Genomic DNA, 17032 nt, shown 5'->3' with positions numbered 1-17032 from the left:
TATCTGCTTAAAATCCTAATGTATTGATGTATTCTTTATATCTGTTGTATAAATGTCCTGCCTGCAGATAAGCCGACTGCGGACTCATAAAATGTGAAAATTCAAATGTTATTGCTTTATCGTAGCCCGCAGCATGAGCTGCTTCGAGCTTTAATCTCAGCTTATCAAACTTGATCGGCAGAAATTTGATCGGCATATCCCGGTCAAAGGATTCGGCATTTGTCCAGCACTCCAGTCCGTAGCGATCAGCAAGTTTCTTATTGATCTCAAAGAATGCCGGCAGCTCATGATAATCAATATGTCCATCCTGAAAAGCTACTGCATCTATCGCTCCGGAGATTCCATCAAAGATTTCACCCCACTCCTGCTCATGCTCCTTGACAGACACAGCATCTTCTTTGCTGAGGGATGCGCTGGAAGCCATGACTGCTTTTTTCCCATCTATCCAGGGAGAAATAAATGTCGGCAGACCATTGCTTACATCTTTGCACTGTTTTCCCAGGGTATAGAAGGCCTCTGTAGCACCCTTTGTTCTGCGGCTTATCTCTGTACTGATGTACCATCCGCCAAAACTTTTATAATGCCCGTATTTCTGCCATACTTCATCAATCACAAACCTGTTGGCATCGATTTCAAACTGCAGATTTCCGGTGTCCCAATACACACCGCTGTCATAGAGCCCTAAGTAAAATTTCATATCATACTTATCTGCCAGAGTAAGATACAGTTCTACCAGATCCATAGAAGGACGATAACAACCGTGCTTGCTCATCAGGTATTCTGACGGATAAGTAATAAAATTGCGGTATCCGCTACGGATCATAATCACCGTATCAATACCTAAGGCTTTCATATATGCAAAATCCCTGTCCCATTCTTCCGCACCCCAGTTCTGATGCGGAATATCATGCGATATTTCGTCAATAAATGTCCCTGTAATCTTCACTTGATTTTGTTTTTTATAGTAAGGTTAGCTAATGTTATAAATACTTGTTACGTTTCAGAAAATCTACCCATTTCACATAGGCCGCAGGTCTCAGATGTATTCCGTCGTTAGTCATATCGGGCAACAGATTACCCTGACCATCATTGAATAAAGAATACAATTCAATAAACGGCACATTGTACTGTGCAGCCAATGCTTTTATCCGCTTGTTCAATTCGATAATCAGATGTCCTTTGTTTTTGATGTAATCTGCTTTCAGTATTGCATCATTTACAGGCAATACACTCTGTACATACAAGGTAGTCTTAGGACTTCCCTTTTTGAAGCGCTGAATAATCTTTTCATAATTGGCTGCTGTTACCTCTACTGGAAGATTCCGTGAGATGTCATTGACACCGATCAACAAGAATACTTTCTTAGGTTTGGCATCTATGACAGGCTGTATCCTCGCCAATACTCCAAACGTATTATCTCCGCCGATACCTCTGTTGACAATGGGCTTTCCGCTCAGTAGCTCATGCCACATTCCTCTCTCGGTAATACTGTTTCCCAGAAAGACAATGGCCGAATGCGGGATCTGAAGAGAATTGAATAATTCCATTCGTCCCTGATAATACGTATTGTTATAACTGGAGTCAATTTTTTGTGCCTGTACATGTATGCTGTACAGCACCGCTATCAATGCGATTAAATTCTTATGCATGGTTATAAATATTTCTTGGTTTTCAGGTAATCGATCCATTGGATATAAGCTTCCGGACGCAGATGTATTCCGTCTGTTGTCAGCTCTTGTTTCAGGCGTCCTTCCTTATCCATGAATATAGCCTGATGGACATCTATAAACGGAACATCATACTGCTGACATAGCGTTTTGATCTGTTCGTTGAGCAGCACGACCTTTTGATTGGTCACGCGCTGGTAACCATCTGTAAACATAGATTCCCGAACCGGCAGTACACTCTGAATCAATAATTTTGTTTTCGGGGAGTCTTTACGTACTCTTTTAATAATCCGTTCTATATTCTGTACTGTATATTCCGGAGGAATCCCTCTTTTGACATCGTTAATTCCTACTGTCATAAAGATTTTTTTCGGTTGAAGGGCAGTAATGGAAGACAACCTGTTCAATATACCGTACGTCACATCTCCGCTGATACCTCTGTTGATAATATGAGATACCTGTGCGATCTCATACCATTGACCTGCTTCTGTAATACTGTTCCCCAGAAAGACAATAGCATTCTTCACTTTAGGCAACTGATCGTAATAGGCCTGGCGCTTCTGATAATAACTGTTTGCATAGCTACTGTCTATTACTGCTTCCTGTGCAAATAATCCTGTTATCATCTGCAGACACAGGAGCAGGATCATATAAATACGCTTCTTTTCCATATGCTATTTATCTGCTTCAGGGAGTTTATTCCACCAGAATTTTTTCAACAGAATACTGGTAAGGATCAGCACCGCACACCAGATCACCATTTTGGTATTTTCTCTTACCATAAAGTAGATAGGGATAACTACCTGTGCCATCTGCCATACAATCCCGACCACAACATTAAACATATCTCTTTTGAATCCCTTATTAGCTTCGAAAGAAGGATCTTCCATTTCGACCTCTTTCTTTATAGGCCCCCAAAAACCCCAGGGCTTTGTTTTCTTATAGAATTCTTTGACTGTTTCTCGATTTTCAAGGGGCTTGAGGTAAGTCCCGATAATACATCCCAGAAGGGAGAAAAGGAAAATAATGGGGAAGATATAAATATCGACAATCTCCGGAAACAGAAATAATTTGAGCGTAGAAGCTATAAGGCCGAAAAGCATACCCCAGAAATAACCGTCTCCGGAAAAACGCCACCAAACCCATTTCAACACGTTCGCAGCCACATAACCTCCATATAAGGCAGAAGTAATCCAGAGTGTAATCTTATTGAGTGAAGCTGCATTGAATCCAAATATAATACCGATAATAACCAGCAGCACTGAGGATATAATACTCAGGCGTATATACTTTGCATTGGTGGCATTCGGGTTTACATACTTTTTATAGATATCGTTGACAATGTATGCCGGGGCAGCATTGACAAATGCAGAGAAAGTCCCCATGAAAGCGGAAAGAAATCCGGCGAGGATCAATCCTTTAAGCCCTATCGGCACAAAACGATTCACGGCTTCAGGAAGCACTTTTTCGAAATCAATATTCGCTCCCATCTGTCCCATTTCAGGACCGAGATATACCAGTCCCAGCACTGCAAATGATGCCACCATCAGATAACGGGGTATATACATCACAAAGATGGAACTCACACTCATCTTTGCTGCATCGGACGGAGTACGTGAAGACAATACACGCTGCATATCGTAGCTGGGTACAGGTCCGGCGATCGAGGCAAATATTCCCTTGAATACCATCATCATAAACAAGGCACCAAACATTCCGAATCCGTCGGAAAGTATTTTATCATTTGCATTGGGGACCTGCGTCTTGCTCCAATCCAGATCAAGCGTCCAGCCAAATGACATATCAAGCCATCCGTCCGGTATGGCCGCACGAATCTGCTCTGCCGTCACGGCATTATAAGCAATATATCCTATAGCAAAACAAGCTAGTGTCATAATAAAGAACTGCAGTACCTCTGTCGCTACGACACTGTACATACCACCCTTAACTGTATATAAGGTCGTCAGCGCACAGATAATCAAGGCATATGACCGGGCCGAAGACAAATGATAGCCAAGTATATCCACACTCAGATCCCATGGAAGAATAGACGTACAAAATTTACCGATGCCCTCAAAGAAATAGGCGATAAAACCGATCACACTGATCACCGCAAATGCCACAATGATAATATGTGACAACTTAGAACCTTTGCCGTCACCAAAACGAAAAGTAATCCACTGTGCTCCTGTCATTACCCCCGACCGGCGCATCCAAATCGCCAGATATACAAAGACAAAAACCTGATTCCAGACCGGCCACAACCAGGGAATCCATGCACTCTTGAGTCCATAAATGAAGAGTATACTGACTGTCCACATCGTACCGGATGTATCAAACATCCCGGACGCATTACTCAGTCCCAGGTAATACCATTTCATCGTATTGCCCCCTAAAAAATAAGATTGCAGATCTTTAGATGCTTTTGTAGAGATATAAAATCCCAATCCTATTATACCAATGATATAAACAAATATGATGCTTATATCCACTAAACTTAGACTCATTGATTAAACGCTATAATTATAAAATTTGATAAACTATGATTTCCAGAACCACTTTTTCTCTGTGGTCCAGATGGTAAATAATGCGACAATACCTGTAAAAATAACGCCTCTCAATGTACCGTCTCCCAATCCGTGATTCAACCGGTTGAGGTATTCCTCCAGTCCGGAAAGACGCAATACCGGAATCAGCAGTAAGTTGCCTGCAGTGTAGGCTACCATTGGATTTTTACCGACTGAAGCCAGTATCCGAGTGATCCTGCTGAATAATCCGTAGACTTCCAGTACATACAGGGAGGACATTGTGAAAAAGGCTAGTCCAGAACACACGAAGTAATAACTGTATGTGGAAAAATCTTTCTTGATCCCTCCTTCATACGACTCCAGCAACAGACCCAGCAACAGCAGATAACTTCCAGTATACACAAGTCTGGATATAATATTGACCGTTCCGATCTTGCGGATCAGATATACGGCTGTGAACATCAATACCACAGACAAGAAAAAGTTGAGAACCAGCTCCCTGCTGTACAGAAGAATTACATTGCCCAACAATAACAGAAACCCTATCATTCCTACCATCAGATAAGAAGATTTGCAGGTTTTCCAATCCGACGGTGACTTCTGTTCTGTAATGATCCATTCCCCAACCAGTGTAGCTGGCAGAATAATAAACAGATATTTGAGGTAGTAAAACTTATACAACCAGTCGGCCGGAGTCCAGTTGTATATATAATAATTGATAGATCCTTCGTTTTTAGATGCCAGGAATACAGCCATTATCAACGGGAGAACTCCCATCCTGATCCAGATATTTTTCGCAGTCAGCCACCATATTAATGTCCCGAAAAGGGCCATGTTGGCCAGTACCAGAATAATAATATCCGGATTGTGGATATTGAATGATTTGTCCTGATCCTTACCCCAAAATACGATTGCTGCACAGGCCAGATAAGATATAATTTTTACTATCCAGTCATTGCGTTTTCCAATCTTCTGTTCCAGATCAACATAGATCAGAAACAAGAGACCAAATGACAATATTGACAGTACATATTCTTTTGTGCCGGGACTGTCACTAAGCACCCATGCTCTTGCATGCATCGTGAATAAAGCAAAGAACACTAACAGTATAAACCGCTTAGCTATGGACAGCAAAATCTGCCATGAGGATAACCTGGTCAACTTATTCTGCATAGACAGCGGAATCGCTGCTCCCATTGAAAACAGGAAGAAAGGAAATACCAGATCCACCCAAGTAATACCAGCAATTGCCGGATTAAACTGATGATCGGGTGGCGGCACCTGTGCATGATACATCCAGCCCGGCATGACTCCAAAGGCAATGCTCGCGGACAGGACCATCAGAAGAATAGCAATTCCACGTAAGGTATCCAGACTATTATTTCTTTTGACCTGCATGTTATGGATTCACTTTAATATCAAATTGTTTTACAGCCGTCTCTTCTCCTTTGTAATTCACATTCTGCGCAACGAATGTTACTTTATATGTACCCGGAGCTGTGAATTTGTAGGTCAGGCGTTGCGGCATCGGATCTATCATAGCTTTCTGAACCAATGGTTTATCCGGTTTGACACTCGTTGGTGCAAACGGAGCCGTGATCACCCAATGAATATGCGGTTCCAGTGTACTGTTGGGTGTAAAGAACAGATACGGATCTGAAGAGCTGATGGTCCAGTAACTGGCCTTGTTGACACCTGTCAGCACAGGGACAATCTTCCATCCTGCTGTCCGCACAGTGGCCAGTACAGCACGTGTGCCCTCCGGTGTCCTAGTGGCCAGATCAAATACAGGCAGTCTCCATGATCTTCCGCCCGTAGCGGCAGAGGTAGCCGCCTGACTTTCATACCGGTAAGCAAAATAGATAGGCTTACCCGGTACCAGTAAAGAAGAAAGGTCTGCAGGACCGGATGCTGTAGTCGTGGCAGCGATACCGTTAGGAACAGCTGCTGTAGACCAGGTAAATTTATCACTGATATCTGTCCACTCTTCCTCCTTGATCCCTGCTGCCGAATAATTTCCGGAGAATGCTGTCGAATACATCAGTTTCACATTCTTCTCCTGCGAACCGTATAATACACGCGAGGCTATGGATAGTTCCATGCTCAATCCTTCCATTTCGGTACGATCCCGGTACTGGTATTCACGTCCCTTTTCTCCCGAATAGAAAGATATAACATCTGCATATCCGGTATAGGTAAAGGTCACCGAATCCTGCAGACCTATTTCCATACGGTCAGGATTAGCCTCGAAAGACACTTTTTGAGGAATATCTTTCTGACAGGAATTCATATAAAAAATGCTGAGTATAGCTATTGTATTGATCCAAATCTTTTTCATTGTCGTTATCATTACTTACCAACCATTATTTTGTTTAGCCTTTTTGTTCATCTGGATCTCCCGTGACGGAACAGCCAGCAATGTATCCCGAGGCGAGATATTATCTCCGTGACGGGAGGCATATGCATAAGTTGCAGATGTACCTGTTGCAGTACTCTTGATATGAACAGCAACATTTTTCATGGTGCTGATGTAATCTCCCCAGCGTACCAGATCAAATCTTCTCAAGCCTTCATAGCCCAGCTCTAATGCCCGTTCTCTCCGTACAGCCAGACGAAACGCTACTTTATCAAGAGTTTCATTGGTTTTCAGATCCGCATTGACTGTCGCGCGTGGATCTAAGGTAGCTGTGGCAGTCGCTCCTGTTCCGTTTCCGGCAATGATTACATTCGGTACAGAAGTGAATCCCTGCCCTGGATTAAGAAGCATAATACTTGTCACTTTCCCTGCAGATATTACAGCTCTCGCCTCTGCATCGTAACCTCCGCCACCTACGATACTGACCTGTGGTTCCTGTGTATATCCTGTTCCGCCGTTATCGACAGTCACATAGTATACGCCATTCCCAAGTGTCTTACCATACGCTCTTCGTCTTACCTGATTCACATATTCAATCGCCTGACTTTGCGGTCCATTGAGCTCATTATCAGCTTCAGCATACATCAGCAGGACATCAGAATATCTTAATAAAGGAAAGTTGATGGTAGTCGTACCGTTAAATTTGGGATCAGTAGGTTCATATTCTCTTCTCCACTTTGCATCCATCCGGTTGTATATCTGTGTACCGTTGTAGCCGGCCTTCAGATTACCGGAGTAGTAATATGATCCGATTGTCCAGTCTCTCCGCATATCGGGAGAAAGGATCTGACTTACCCCATTGATCGTCATCGGATAATTTTCGAACATATTAAAGTAATATGGGATGGCATGCTTTGCACCGTAGCTGAATCCCCATGGTGTGGTAGCAGAAGCAGCTATACCATTGATGGAACCAAGTGAACCCTCTTCATTCTGTGTACCATTGTACCGGTTAAATTCAACTTCCCACATGGATTCCTTCACATCATAAGTTCCTTTACTCATGTTCTTGAAAACCTCTCTGAAATCCGGGTTCAATGCATTTCCTCCTCCGAGGATTACTTTTTCCGCCCATTTTTTTGCTTCCGCATAGCGGGACTGATCATGCAAAGGGGCTCCGCCCATTTTGAGATTGACACGTGCAAGAATACCCCATACCGTTTGTTTGGTCACCCGTCCTGCATGTCCGTAAGCAGAAGCAGGATTGACCATATCTGCTGCCTTTTCCATATCTGCAACAATCATCTTATACACCTCGCTGTAGGGTGTAAACTCCAGGTCATTATCCGTCACTGAAGAGGTTGCGGTAGTACGTACAGGGATATTACCCCAGTAGTTGGTCAATATAAAGTAGTAGTATGCTCTTAAGAATAAAGCCTGCCCTTCAATTGCTTTTCTTTTGGTAGCATCCATATCTACGCGGTCAATATTATCAAGCAAGGTGTTAGCCCTGTTGATTCCTGTATAGAGATAATTCCAGAGGTCTGTAACTTTTGTATCGGAAGGGTTGTAATTAAATAAGGCAAGATCCTGTGTCCAGGAGGAAAGTGCGACAAAACTATCGTCAGCGATATCAAGCTCAAAATAGATCGTACGACCGTATGTTCCGGATTTCGCGAGAATATCATATACTCCCGTCAGTGCCATTTCTGCCTCGGCCTCATTCCGGAAGAAATTCTGAGGAGCAACAGTACTGGTCGGCAATATTTCCAGAAATTTGTTGCAGGATGTCAATGCAGCTGCTCCAATGACTAAAGATATCAGTATTTTTTTCATAATTATATGCTGTTATAATCCTTTTAAAATGTTGTATTCAATCCCACAGTTATCGTTCTGGCTCTCGGGTAAGCAGAGAAGTCAAAACCCGGAGTCAGTGCGGATCTTCTCACGGAAACTTCGGGATCATAGCCTGAATATTTAGTCCAGGTGACAAGATTCTGTGCAGAAGCATATATCCGCAGTGTCTTCAGTTTGATTCCCTGCAAAAACTCCTTTTTGAAATTATAACCCAGCGCTACTGTCTTCAGTCTCAGAAATGAACCGTCTTCTACCACCCGTGTGGAATATGCTTTGGAAGCATTTCCTTTGATCGCTGCCACACCCGGGATATCTGAATCCGGATTTTCCGGAGTCCAGCGATCCGCATAGGTAGCCCACTGATTATACCCATACTTATAGGCCGATTCAAAGACAATACGATTGGCATTCAGAATATCATTGCCATATGACCATTGCAAGAAGACATTCAGGTCAAAACCCTTGTATGAAAAGTTATTCGAGAACCCTCCGATGTGAACAGGATTAGGATTACCGATCACTGTCTTGTCTGCTTCGTTGATAATATAATCCCCGTTCAGATCACGGTATTTGATGTCTCCCGGCTGAACAGAAGTACCTGAAGCATTATTAGAGGTGACATTGTCTTTCAGGACATAGTTATCACCTACTTTATTAAAATCATCATACTTATATACTCCCTCATAGATATACCCGTAGAACATACCGATAGGCTCTCCTATCTTGGCCACATATCCCGGAATATTTTTCCAGTCATCACCCCATCCCTGACTGGTCAGCAAATAGTTCTGATTTTCAGCCAGCGACAATACTTTATTTCTGTTAAAAGCAATATTAAAGGACGTATTCCAGCTAAAGTCCTTTTTGACAACAGGTGAATAGCTAAGGGTTATTTCCAGTCCTCTGTTACCCACTTTACCGATATTTTTGATAGATCTGTAATATCCGGTATTCGGAGACATATCGGCATTCAGCAACAGATTGGATGTTTTCTTATCATATACATCTACTTCTACAGTTAGTTTATCTTTAAATAATCCCAGATTATATCCGATATCAATCTGACTGGTTGACTCCCATTTCAGATTCGGATTACCGATACTGATATTCGCAAGACCATTGGAATAACCTCCGCCAAATGTGTATCCCGGAAAATTATTGTAGAAATTACCGGCATCTGTATTGACCGCAGCCATAGCAGGGTAAGCGGCAAAATTGCTGACAGCATTATTACCGGTGACTCCCCATGACACGCGAAGTTTGGAGGTTGAAATTGCCGGAACAGATTTAAGCCACTCCTCTTTATCCATCTGCCATGCCGCTGCCGCTGAAGGAAAATAACCCCAGATATTGTCTCCAAGGAAACGGGAAGAACCGTCCACACGTAAGGTAGTCGTAAAAATAAAACGATCCAGTAATTTGTAGTTTAATCTTCCCATAAAGGATGCCAGTGCCCACTCTGATGAACCTGCACCTACTGCATTAGGAACTCCCTCTCCCAGTCCATTCAGCCCAAGACTTTCATTTGGCAGAAGAATAGCACTTCCGTTGAAAAAGCGGCTTTTGCCGGATTCGGCAGAGAAACCGACCATCATATCGAAGTAATGATTCTTATTTAATCTCCGTGCATACGTCAGGGTATTGGCATTTTGCCAGCCCGAACTCATAAAGATAGATTTGGAACCGCTGACGGCAAAGTTGGAAATAAAACCGGATCTCGAAAACCGTCCGTTAAAAACATCATATTCGCGCTGTCCCTGATTGTAACCTCCGGCCAGGCGTAGTTTCAGATATTTATTGATTTCATATTCCAGGTAAGCATTTGTATTCAGACTCCCCCCATAGTTTTCCCGCAGTTCATTTCGGGCTGTCAGTATAGGATTGAAAGTGTTATTATTTCCCTGTTCAACTTCAGGATCAATAGGTTCATTGATCAGGTCTAATGTCGGATCAATAGACAACGGTCTGAATGACCATACACTGAAAAGCATATTCGTCTCATTGACATAACCGGATGCCGAAGTCGGAGTACCAAAGGTTTTGATGTAAGAATAACCGGCATTTATACCCACTTTCAGCTTGTCGTTGACCTGCTGATCCAGCACCATCTTACCCAGTATACGTTTGAAACCCGAATTAATCAGTACTCCATCTTGCCCGGTATAGGACAATGTGGTAGAATACTTGGTTTTGTCGGTTCCTCCTGCTATGTTAAAATAGTGATTCTGCATCGGTGCGATGCGTGTTATCTCATCTTCCCAGTTGATGCCTTTTACTGTACGGTAATAGTCCAGATTACGGCCATCCTGAAAATACAAGGTTTTGGTACGAACAGAATCAATCTCATTTTGCAGACGCACAAATTCGTAAGGATTCAGGGATTGTAGTCTTTTATTATTTTCCTGCAGCCCATAGTATGTATTAAATGTCAGTACCGGTTTTCCTACTTTCCCTCTTTTGGTCGTAACAATAATAACCCCATTGGCACCGCGTGCTCCGTAGATAGCAGTAGCCGAAGCATCTTTCAGCACATCAATAGATTCTATATCTCCGGGATCAATGGTATTTATGGGATTGATAGACTGGTCTCCTGCACTTTCAAATGGGAAACCATCTATTACAAAGAGCGGAAAGTTACTTTGTGTGATCGAGTTATTCCCGCGAATGGTAATGTCAATACCCGAGCCCGGCTGTCCTTCTGCTGAACTGACCTGTACCCCGGCCACTCGCCCGGCAAGTGCTTCATCAAATGTTTTGACCGGTGCTTTCTGCAGATCTTCGATCTTTACCGATCCCACAGATCCGGTCAGGTCCTTCCGTTGCGCAGTACCATATCCAATGACGACCACTTCATCCATTTGTGAAGTCGCCACTGCAAGGGATACCTGCAGCTGAGAGCGATCACCCAGAGCGACGATCTTTCCTTCATAGCCGACATAACTAAATGTCAGGGATTTGTCCGAAGATGTCACGGCAATACTAAAATTACCTTTTCCATCGGAAAGCGTTTGTTTCTGAGATTCTACCACACTCACAGACACACCTGCCAAAGGTTTTCCGTCCTGATCCCGGACAGTTCCCTGTACCTGCCGCGTCTGACTACTGGCGTTGTGTGATGAAAAAATCAACAGAATCATTAATGTAAGGATTCGCCACACATGACTTCCCTTCCATCTACTAATCTCATTCATGTTGTTCATAGCATTATTTAGGTTGTTTATAAAATGTTGGTTACTCGGTTTATTCTATAGCTCCTTCGAAGACGAGCTATATTGTTTTCATAAGATATATTCTCTTTAATCGATTGGGTTGACTGCATTTGTTATTTCAGCCGGCCCTGAAAATCTATATTTTGCGCAAAAGGGTTAAGATACTGATCGATAAGCACCGCCGCCTCAGCGCGTGTAAGATACTTGTTGCCGCTGTATGCGTTTATAATTTCTTCTTTATCCTTTTTCGGATCAACACGCTGAATCAGCGTAGCCAAAAAATCAATTTCCAGATCTTTACCGGAAGCCTGTACATCCCGCAGCTGTGGATAATACGTTCTTAATCCTTCGGTCAGATCATATTCACTGATACGGTGTTCCGGATAAAACCAGGTCTGGTTGGCCCACTTATAGGCGATTCCTTTTCCCTTAAGTATGCCGGTTGCACCGATACGCTGTACCGCTTCAAAATAGCTATCCTGTGGTTTGACATCTATAAAAGGAAGCAGATAAGCGTCATGATCAAGCAACGTCTGTTGAACGGCTCTTACCTCCAGATTCTGAGGACTGCGGTCTGCTTTTACTGCAAGAGCTGCCAGAGCACCGGCTGCCTGCCCTATACCCAATACCACCGGTTGAAGACGTGTAGCTCCTGCGACGATATTACTTACACTGATACTCTTCTCTGCAACGATAAAGTTATCTACACCTGCAGGAATAAGAGCGCCCAGAGGCACATTGTAAGAAGGTACTTTGATTTTTACAAAATCAATTTTCGGAGCCTCCGGATTTTTCAGATGGTGATGATCTATGGTATAGTCACCTACAATACCGCCTGTTCTGTATAATGGTATTTCCTGTTCATAGGGTTTCTGTACATAAGGCAGTGTCAACGCTGCAATCCCAGTTACCCTTCTGGATTCCCGATGATATGGAATGAAAGGCAGCTTATCCGCTGTATCAAACTCATCATCTGCCAGTCCCAGATGTTTAAATCCAAGTACAGTCTGCAGGTGGTAGATAAAACGCAAGGTATGATCTTTGGCCTCCTGCAACGCTTTCTTACGTTCTTCCGGTGATTTCTCGATTATATTCAGATAAATATCATTGCCGTCCTTTGGCCAGTTGATCATATATTTTCCATTCGGAAGTTTGCCGTAGGTGATCATTTGTGAACAGTCAATCTTAGGCGTATTATCATGTGAAGCCGGATCCGCGACATCACAGGCATGTTCGAATACCTTTGGATCATATCCCTTTGGTCTTCTGATCGTCTTATCTGCCCCCGGTCCGTAATCTTTCAATACTGCTACATAAGTCAGATCCTGAATAATATCGTTCGCTTTTTCGGGAGCATATTCCTCTTTTGTATCCTGACGGCTATCCATACCAATCTTATAGGATGCTCCCACGACCGGCAGCAAATCTCCAAGCTCCGTTGCATCGATTACAATTCTGGCCGAGACCAGTATTTTCTTCCCTTTCTTATCGACCTCGACCTCCCACCCCTGTGCGGTTTTAGTTATTTTCTTCCATTGTGCAGAATACCAGACTTCTACATTTTTTTCTGCAGCAATCATACTTTTCAGGATTTTATTCCCGACAGAAGGTTCAAACAGCGTATTGCTGACCCATCCTGTCTCTACCGCGGCAGGACCTCCATAATACTTATATAAATGACTTCTGAATTCGCCCCACAGTCCCGCCGGCATCTGATGATTGCCATCTATAGCAGAAACCCCGGCAGCCGTAAGCATTCCACCCAGCCATTGTGTTTCTTCAATGACCAGTGTCTTCACCCCAAGACGGGAGGCTTGTATAGCTGCCGTGGTACCACTGGCCCCTCCACCGACGATCAGTACATCGACACGGACAGGAGAAGCGCCCTCTGCATGAATTAAACAGGTAAAGAATAAGCTTATAAATACAAGGTAGATTTTCATTTTATCATAATATGGTTTACAGACCACTAATATATAATATATTTAAAATAAACACAACAATTATTAATTTTTTTTATTAATTGACTACCATTTAAAAGCATTTAGTATTTATCAATATATTTCATACATTTGATTTTAAAAAAAATCATATAACAATGACATTCCTTGAAGAGCTTAATGGCGATAATTTTTCGGGTGTTGCCTACAAGAACATACAGTTAAAGAAAAACATCATCTCTTTCTTTTGTACGCACAGCAGCGCTACTATTGCTGATCTATGCAAGGAATTAAACCTCAGCGTTCCCAAAGTGACCAACCTGATTAACGAACTTATTCAGGAGGAACTGGTACAGGATCTGGGGAAAATCAATACCAACGGTGGAAGAAGGCCTAACTTATACGGACTTATCGCTGATTCTGTATTCTTTTTGGGTGTAGACGTCAAACAGAACCATATTAATATCGGAATTACTAACCTTCAAAATGAACTGGTCTATATAAAAGAGCATCTGCCGTTTACGCTGAGCAACAGCACAGCCTCTCTGGAAGAATTAATACAACTGATCCATAGTTCGCTAAAAACATTCAATATTCCCAAGGAAAAAATTCTGGGTATGGGTATTAACCTTTCCGGCCGGATCAACTACGCTACAGGTTACAGCTATAGTTTTTTCCATTTTCATGAAGAGCCGTTAGCTAAAATTCTGGAGAATGAGCTGGGAATAAAGACATTTCTGGAGAATGACTCCCGGGCTATGGCCTATGGAGAGTTCAACTCTGAGGCGATCAAAACGGAGAAAAATGTGATTTTTCTTAATCTGGACTATGGTCTCGGGATGGGCGTCATGATCAACAGTTCATTATACTATGGTAAATCCGGATTTGCCGGAGAATTTGGTCACATTCCTATTTTTAATAATGAGATCATATGTAACTGTGGTAAAAAAGGGTGTCTGGAAACGGAAGCTTCGGGATGGGCACTGACACGCTTATTTCAGGAAAAACTACAGGAAGGTTCTTCATCCATTATCCTCTCCCATCCTGTCAAAACTTCGCCCAAAACAATAGCAGATATCAAACTAAAAGATATTATTGCTGCTGCAAAAGCGGATGATGTACTTGCCATAGAACTGATCGCTGAAGTCGGTGAAAAAATAGGAAGGGCAATTGCATTGCTGATCAATGTCTTTAATCCCGAACTGGTCATCCTGGGCGGAATACTATCGGAGACAGGGGAATATATCACACTCCCGATTAAGAGTGCGATCAACAAATTTTCACTGAGCCTGGTCAATAACGACACAAAGATTATTTCGGCTGTACTGGGTGAGAAAGCCGGAGTATTAGGAGCCTGTTTTCTGGTGAGAAACAGACTCCTGAACAAGGATTATCAATAAGCCGCACCACTTATAGAAATCTCTTCTCCACCCTTTGCAGTCCATTCTTTAGCAGATACAATATCAAAGTATTCTGCTTTGGGACAAGCCATTTCAGTATAACGTTCTTCATGAAAAGGAACCGCTACTAATGCTCCCATTTCATGACGGATCAGATTGGTATAAAACCATCTGGAGCCTTTTACTTTTGTCGTTGTAGCCTGTGCAGGTTTTCCCTCATTAGACATCTGATCAATTGCATTCACCCGCTTAAATTCGCCTTTGCGGCCAAAGGTATATCCAGCACATTCAAAGTCATATTCAAACTTTTTGCCGGCTCCTTCTACTACAAAACGAAGCAATCCGTCCCGTATCAATACAACGGACATATGCACTTCTTCACCGGGATACCAGTAGTAATCTTTGATAGCAGGAGCATTGACGAATACAGCGGCCTGCTCCGTACCATGACCGGTACGACGCATAAAAGGACGGAAGGCTTTACGCTCTTCGCTGACCACTCCCCGTTCATCTTTGATCACCTCCCAGCTCAGGCCTATATCCGTCTCCTGACCATCCATACAGCCCCCAAGATAGACAGATGGATTATCCAGATATTGTTTTGATTTTTTAGGATTGATACGGGTTTTATCAAATTCTAGCTGAGGTAAGAGTACCTTTCCTTCTATACCTACCCAATTATCTTCACTGGAGACTAATTTTCTGTAATAAGCACCTTCAAAACATGCTTTTGCCTGTTCCGGCCTGATCTCACCTTTAAAAAACCGTACGTCAGAAGAAGTAATACCTGCATTATCTAAAGGCATAGTATTTTTTTTGATTGATCCACAGCCTGCTAACAAAATTCCGATTCCGGTTATAATATATTTATACATAGCTATCCTCCCAATCGTTAATTAAGATCTATGGGTACTAAGATCAGTGGTGTAGGCAAACAAGACGCTCCGGGAGGCGAATATGTCAACTTGAGAATCTGCTCCTTACCGATCTGCTCCGGTTTAAAGATCTGAATCAGCACAGCTTCGGGATTTCCTTTCGTATTGAGACGCTCAGCAGGTAACTGTACTACACCTCCTTTATATACACCATCACTCACGACTACACTGGCAGCCATAGCGCTGCACCATTGATTGTCCGATCTGGAGTTCCAGGTCAGCAGAGCCAGTCCTTTACCATCATTACTTTTCCATTTCAGCTCAATATTATACATCACACCGTAATTGCCCGCTAATGTGGATACAGTATTACTTTCCCCTTCTATACCTTTTACCCAGGCATCATCTTTACCATCTGCCACCACGAGCTGTGTGACACCTTTATCTGTCTCCAGCACTGCTTCATTAAATACTTTATAATTGCTCACGCCAAACATTCCTCTCCCTGCATTTTTCTTATTGGTCGGGATTACAGAACCTATTGTTTCATAAGCCTTTGGACCACTTGTACCCGGAGCAGTCTGTAATACAGCTACTTCTCCCGGTTCATCGATCAGAAATTCATATATACCGTGTACCAGTTCATCATACCTGACCACATTGCGCTCCAGCACCTCATCGATCGCAACTGTCTGACCGGATTTTATAACACGTTCCTTGGCCAGTCCCTGCGAATTGAAGTAGTCGTATAATCCTTCCTTACCAACTTTAAAATAGTTTGTACTCGGTTTTTGTGAAGAATACTTAAGCATTTTCAGACGCATATTACCTTTACCGGTATTCTTGATTACAGCGGTGATCTTTCTGTCTGTTTTTGGTTCCTTGACACCGTTCACATTATACACATACAAGCGGACTGTGCCTGGTTCTACTTTTTCCTTCAGCGCGATCCCTTCCGGAATACGGATATATTCAGGATCGTCCGAAATCATATATTGCGGTCCCGGCCAGATCACTTTATCGTAATTTATTTTGGTAAAGCTCTCCGTCAGAAAGTTATCCAGACGGACAATCTCTCCCTGCTTTGTATTTTTTAATTGCGCTGTAATATGCTGCGGAACCTGCTGCGCATACAAAGCAGATACAAAAAGCAGTCCCAATGTTACGGACAATCCCTTTTTCTTCAGTGTAGTATTCATG

Annotated in this window: 12 protein-coding genes; 1 reads left to right on the top strand and 11 read right to left on the bottom strand. The window is 42.8% G+C overall.

The genetic code is table 11. The features are described 5' to 3' along the window. Positions 1–7: 7 nt before the first annotated feature. From HMPREF0766_RS02575 to HMPREF0766_RS02535, 9 genes are all read right to left on the bottom strand, one after another. Positions 8–946 (bottom strand): DUF4434 domain-containing protein, encoded by a 939-nt coding sequence (locus HMPREF0766_RS02575; protein ID WP_002993421.1) that lies wholly within the window; start codon positions 944–946, stop codon positions 8–10. 34 nt (positions 947–980) lie between these two features. Further along, complete coding sequence (locus HMPREF0766_RS02570) at positions 981–1649, bottom strand: GDSL-type esterase/lipase family protein (protein WP_037459534.1); 669 nt, start codon at positions 1647–1649, stop codon at positions 981–983. Between the two features lie 2 nt (positions 1650–1651). Then, on the bottom strand, positions 1652–2338 hold the full coding sequence (locus tag HMPREF0766_RS02565; RefSeq protein ID WP_002993419.1) for a GDSL-type esterase/lipase family protein: 687 nt from the start codon (positions 2336–2338) through the stop codon (positions 1652–1654). Between the two features lie 3 nt (positions 2339–2341). After that, complete coding sequence (locus HMPREF0766_RS02560) at positions 2342–4174, bottom strand: sodium:solute symporter family protein (protein ID WP_002993418.1); 1833 nt, start codon at positions 4172–4174, stop codon at positions 2342–2344. A 33-nt stretch (positions 4175–4207) separates the two neighbouring features. After that, positions 4208–5593: a DUF5009 domain-containing protein gene (locus HMPREF0766_RS02555; RefSeq protein WP_002993417.1), complete on the bottom strand. Its 1386-nt coding sequence runs from the start codon at positions 5591–5593 to the stop codon at positions 4208–4210. A 1-nt stretch (position 5594) separates the two neighbouring features. After that, a complete protein-coding gene (locus HMPREF0766_RS02550) occupies positions 5595–6533 on the bottom strand; it encodes a DUF5017 domain-containing protein (protein WP_002993416.1) in 939 nt (312 codons plus the stop codon). A gap of 15 nt (positions 6534–6548) precedes the next feature. Further along, entirely contained in the window at positions 6549–8387 is a 1839-nt protein-coding gene (locus tag HMPREF0766_RS02545) for a RagB/SusD family nutrient uptake outer membrane protein (RefSeq protein WP_002993413.1), read from the bottom strand. Between the two features lie 23 nt (positions 8388–8410). Further along, positions 8411–11599 (bottom strand): SusC/RagA family TonB-linked outer membrane protein, encoded by a 3189-nt coding sequence (locus tag HMPREF0766_RS02540; protein WP_115388642.1) that lies wholly within the window; start codon positions 11597–11599, stop codon positions 8411–8413. 131 nt (positions 11600–11730) lie between these two features. Further along, complete coding sequence (locus tag HMPREF0766_RS02535; protein ID WP_002993407.1) at positions 11731–13560, bottom strand: FAD-dependent oxidoreductase; 1830 nt, start codon at positions 13558–13560, stop codon at positions 11731–11733. 155 nt (positions 13561–13715) lie between these two features. Between HMPREF0766_RS02535 and HMPREF0766_RS02530 the strand changes: the two genes are divergently transcribed. Beyond that, positions 13716–14957, top strand: a complete 1242-nt coding sequence (locus HMPREF0766_RS02530; protein ID WP_002993404.1) for an ROK family protein — start codon at positions 13716–13718, stop codon at positions 14955–14957. Here the strand turns inward: HMPREF0766_RS02530 and HMPREF0766_RS02525 are convergent. Beyond that, positions 14951–15763 carry a hypothetical protein gene (locus tag HMPREF0766_RS02525; RefSeq protein ID WP_174900123.1) on the bottom strand — a complete coding sequence of 271 codons (813 nt, stop codon included), beginning with the start codon at positions 15761–15763 and terminating at the stop codon, positions 14951–14953. The genes HMPREF0766_RS02530 and HMPREF0766_RS02525 overlap by 7 nt on opposite strands. An 86-nt stretch (positions 15764–15849) precedes the next feature. Then, entirely contained in the window at positions 15850–17031 is a 1182-nt protein-coding gene (locus HMPREF0766_RS02520) for a hypothetical protein (protein WP_002993399.1), read from the bottom strand. Between the last annotated feature and the right edge of the window lies 1 nt (position 17032).

This window comes from Sphingobacterium spiritivorum ATCC 33861 (assembly GCF_000143765.1).
Lineage (GTDB): Bacteria > Bacteroidota > Bacteroidia > Sphingobacteriales > Sphingobacteriaceae > Sphingobacterium > Sphingobacterium spiritivorum.
Note: the sequence above shows the minus strand (reverse complement) of the source record. Positions and strands in the feature narration are given on the sequence as shown.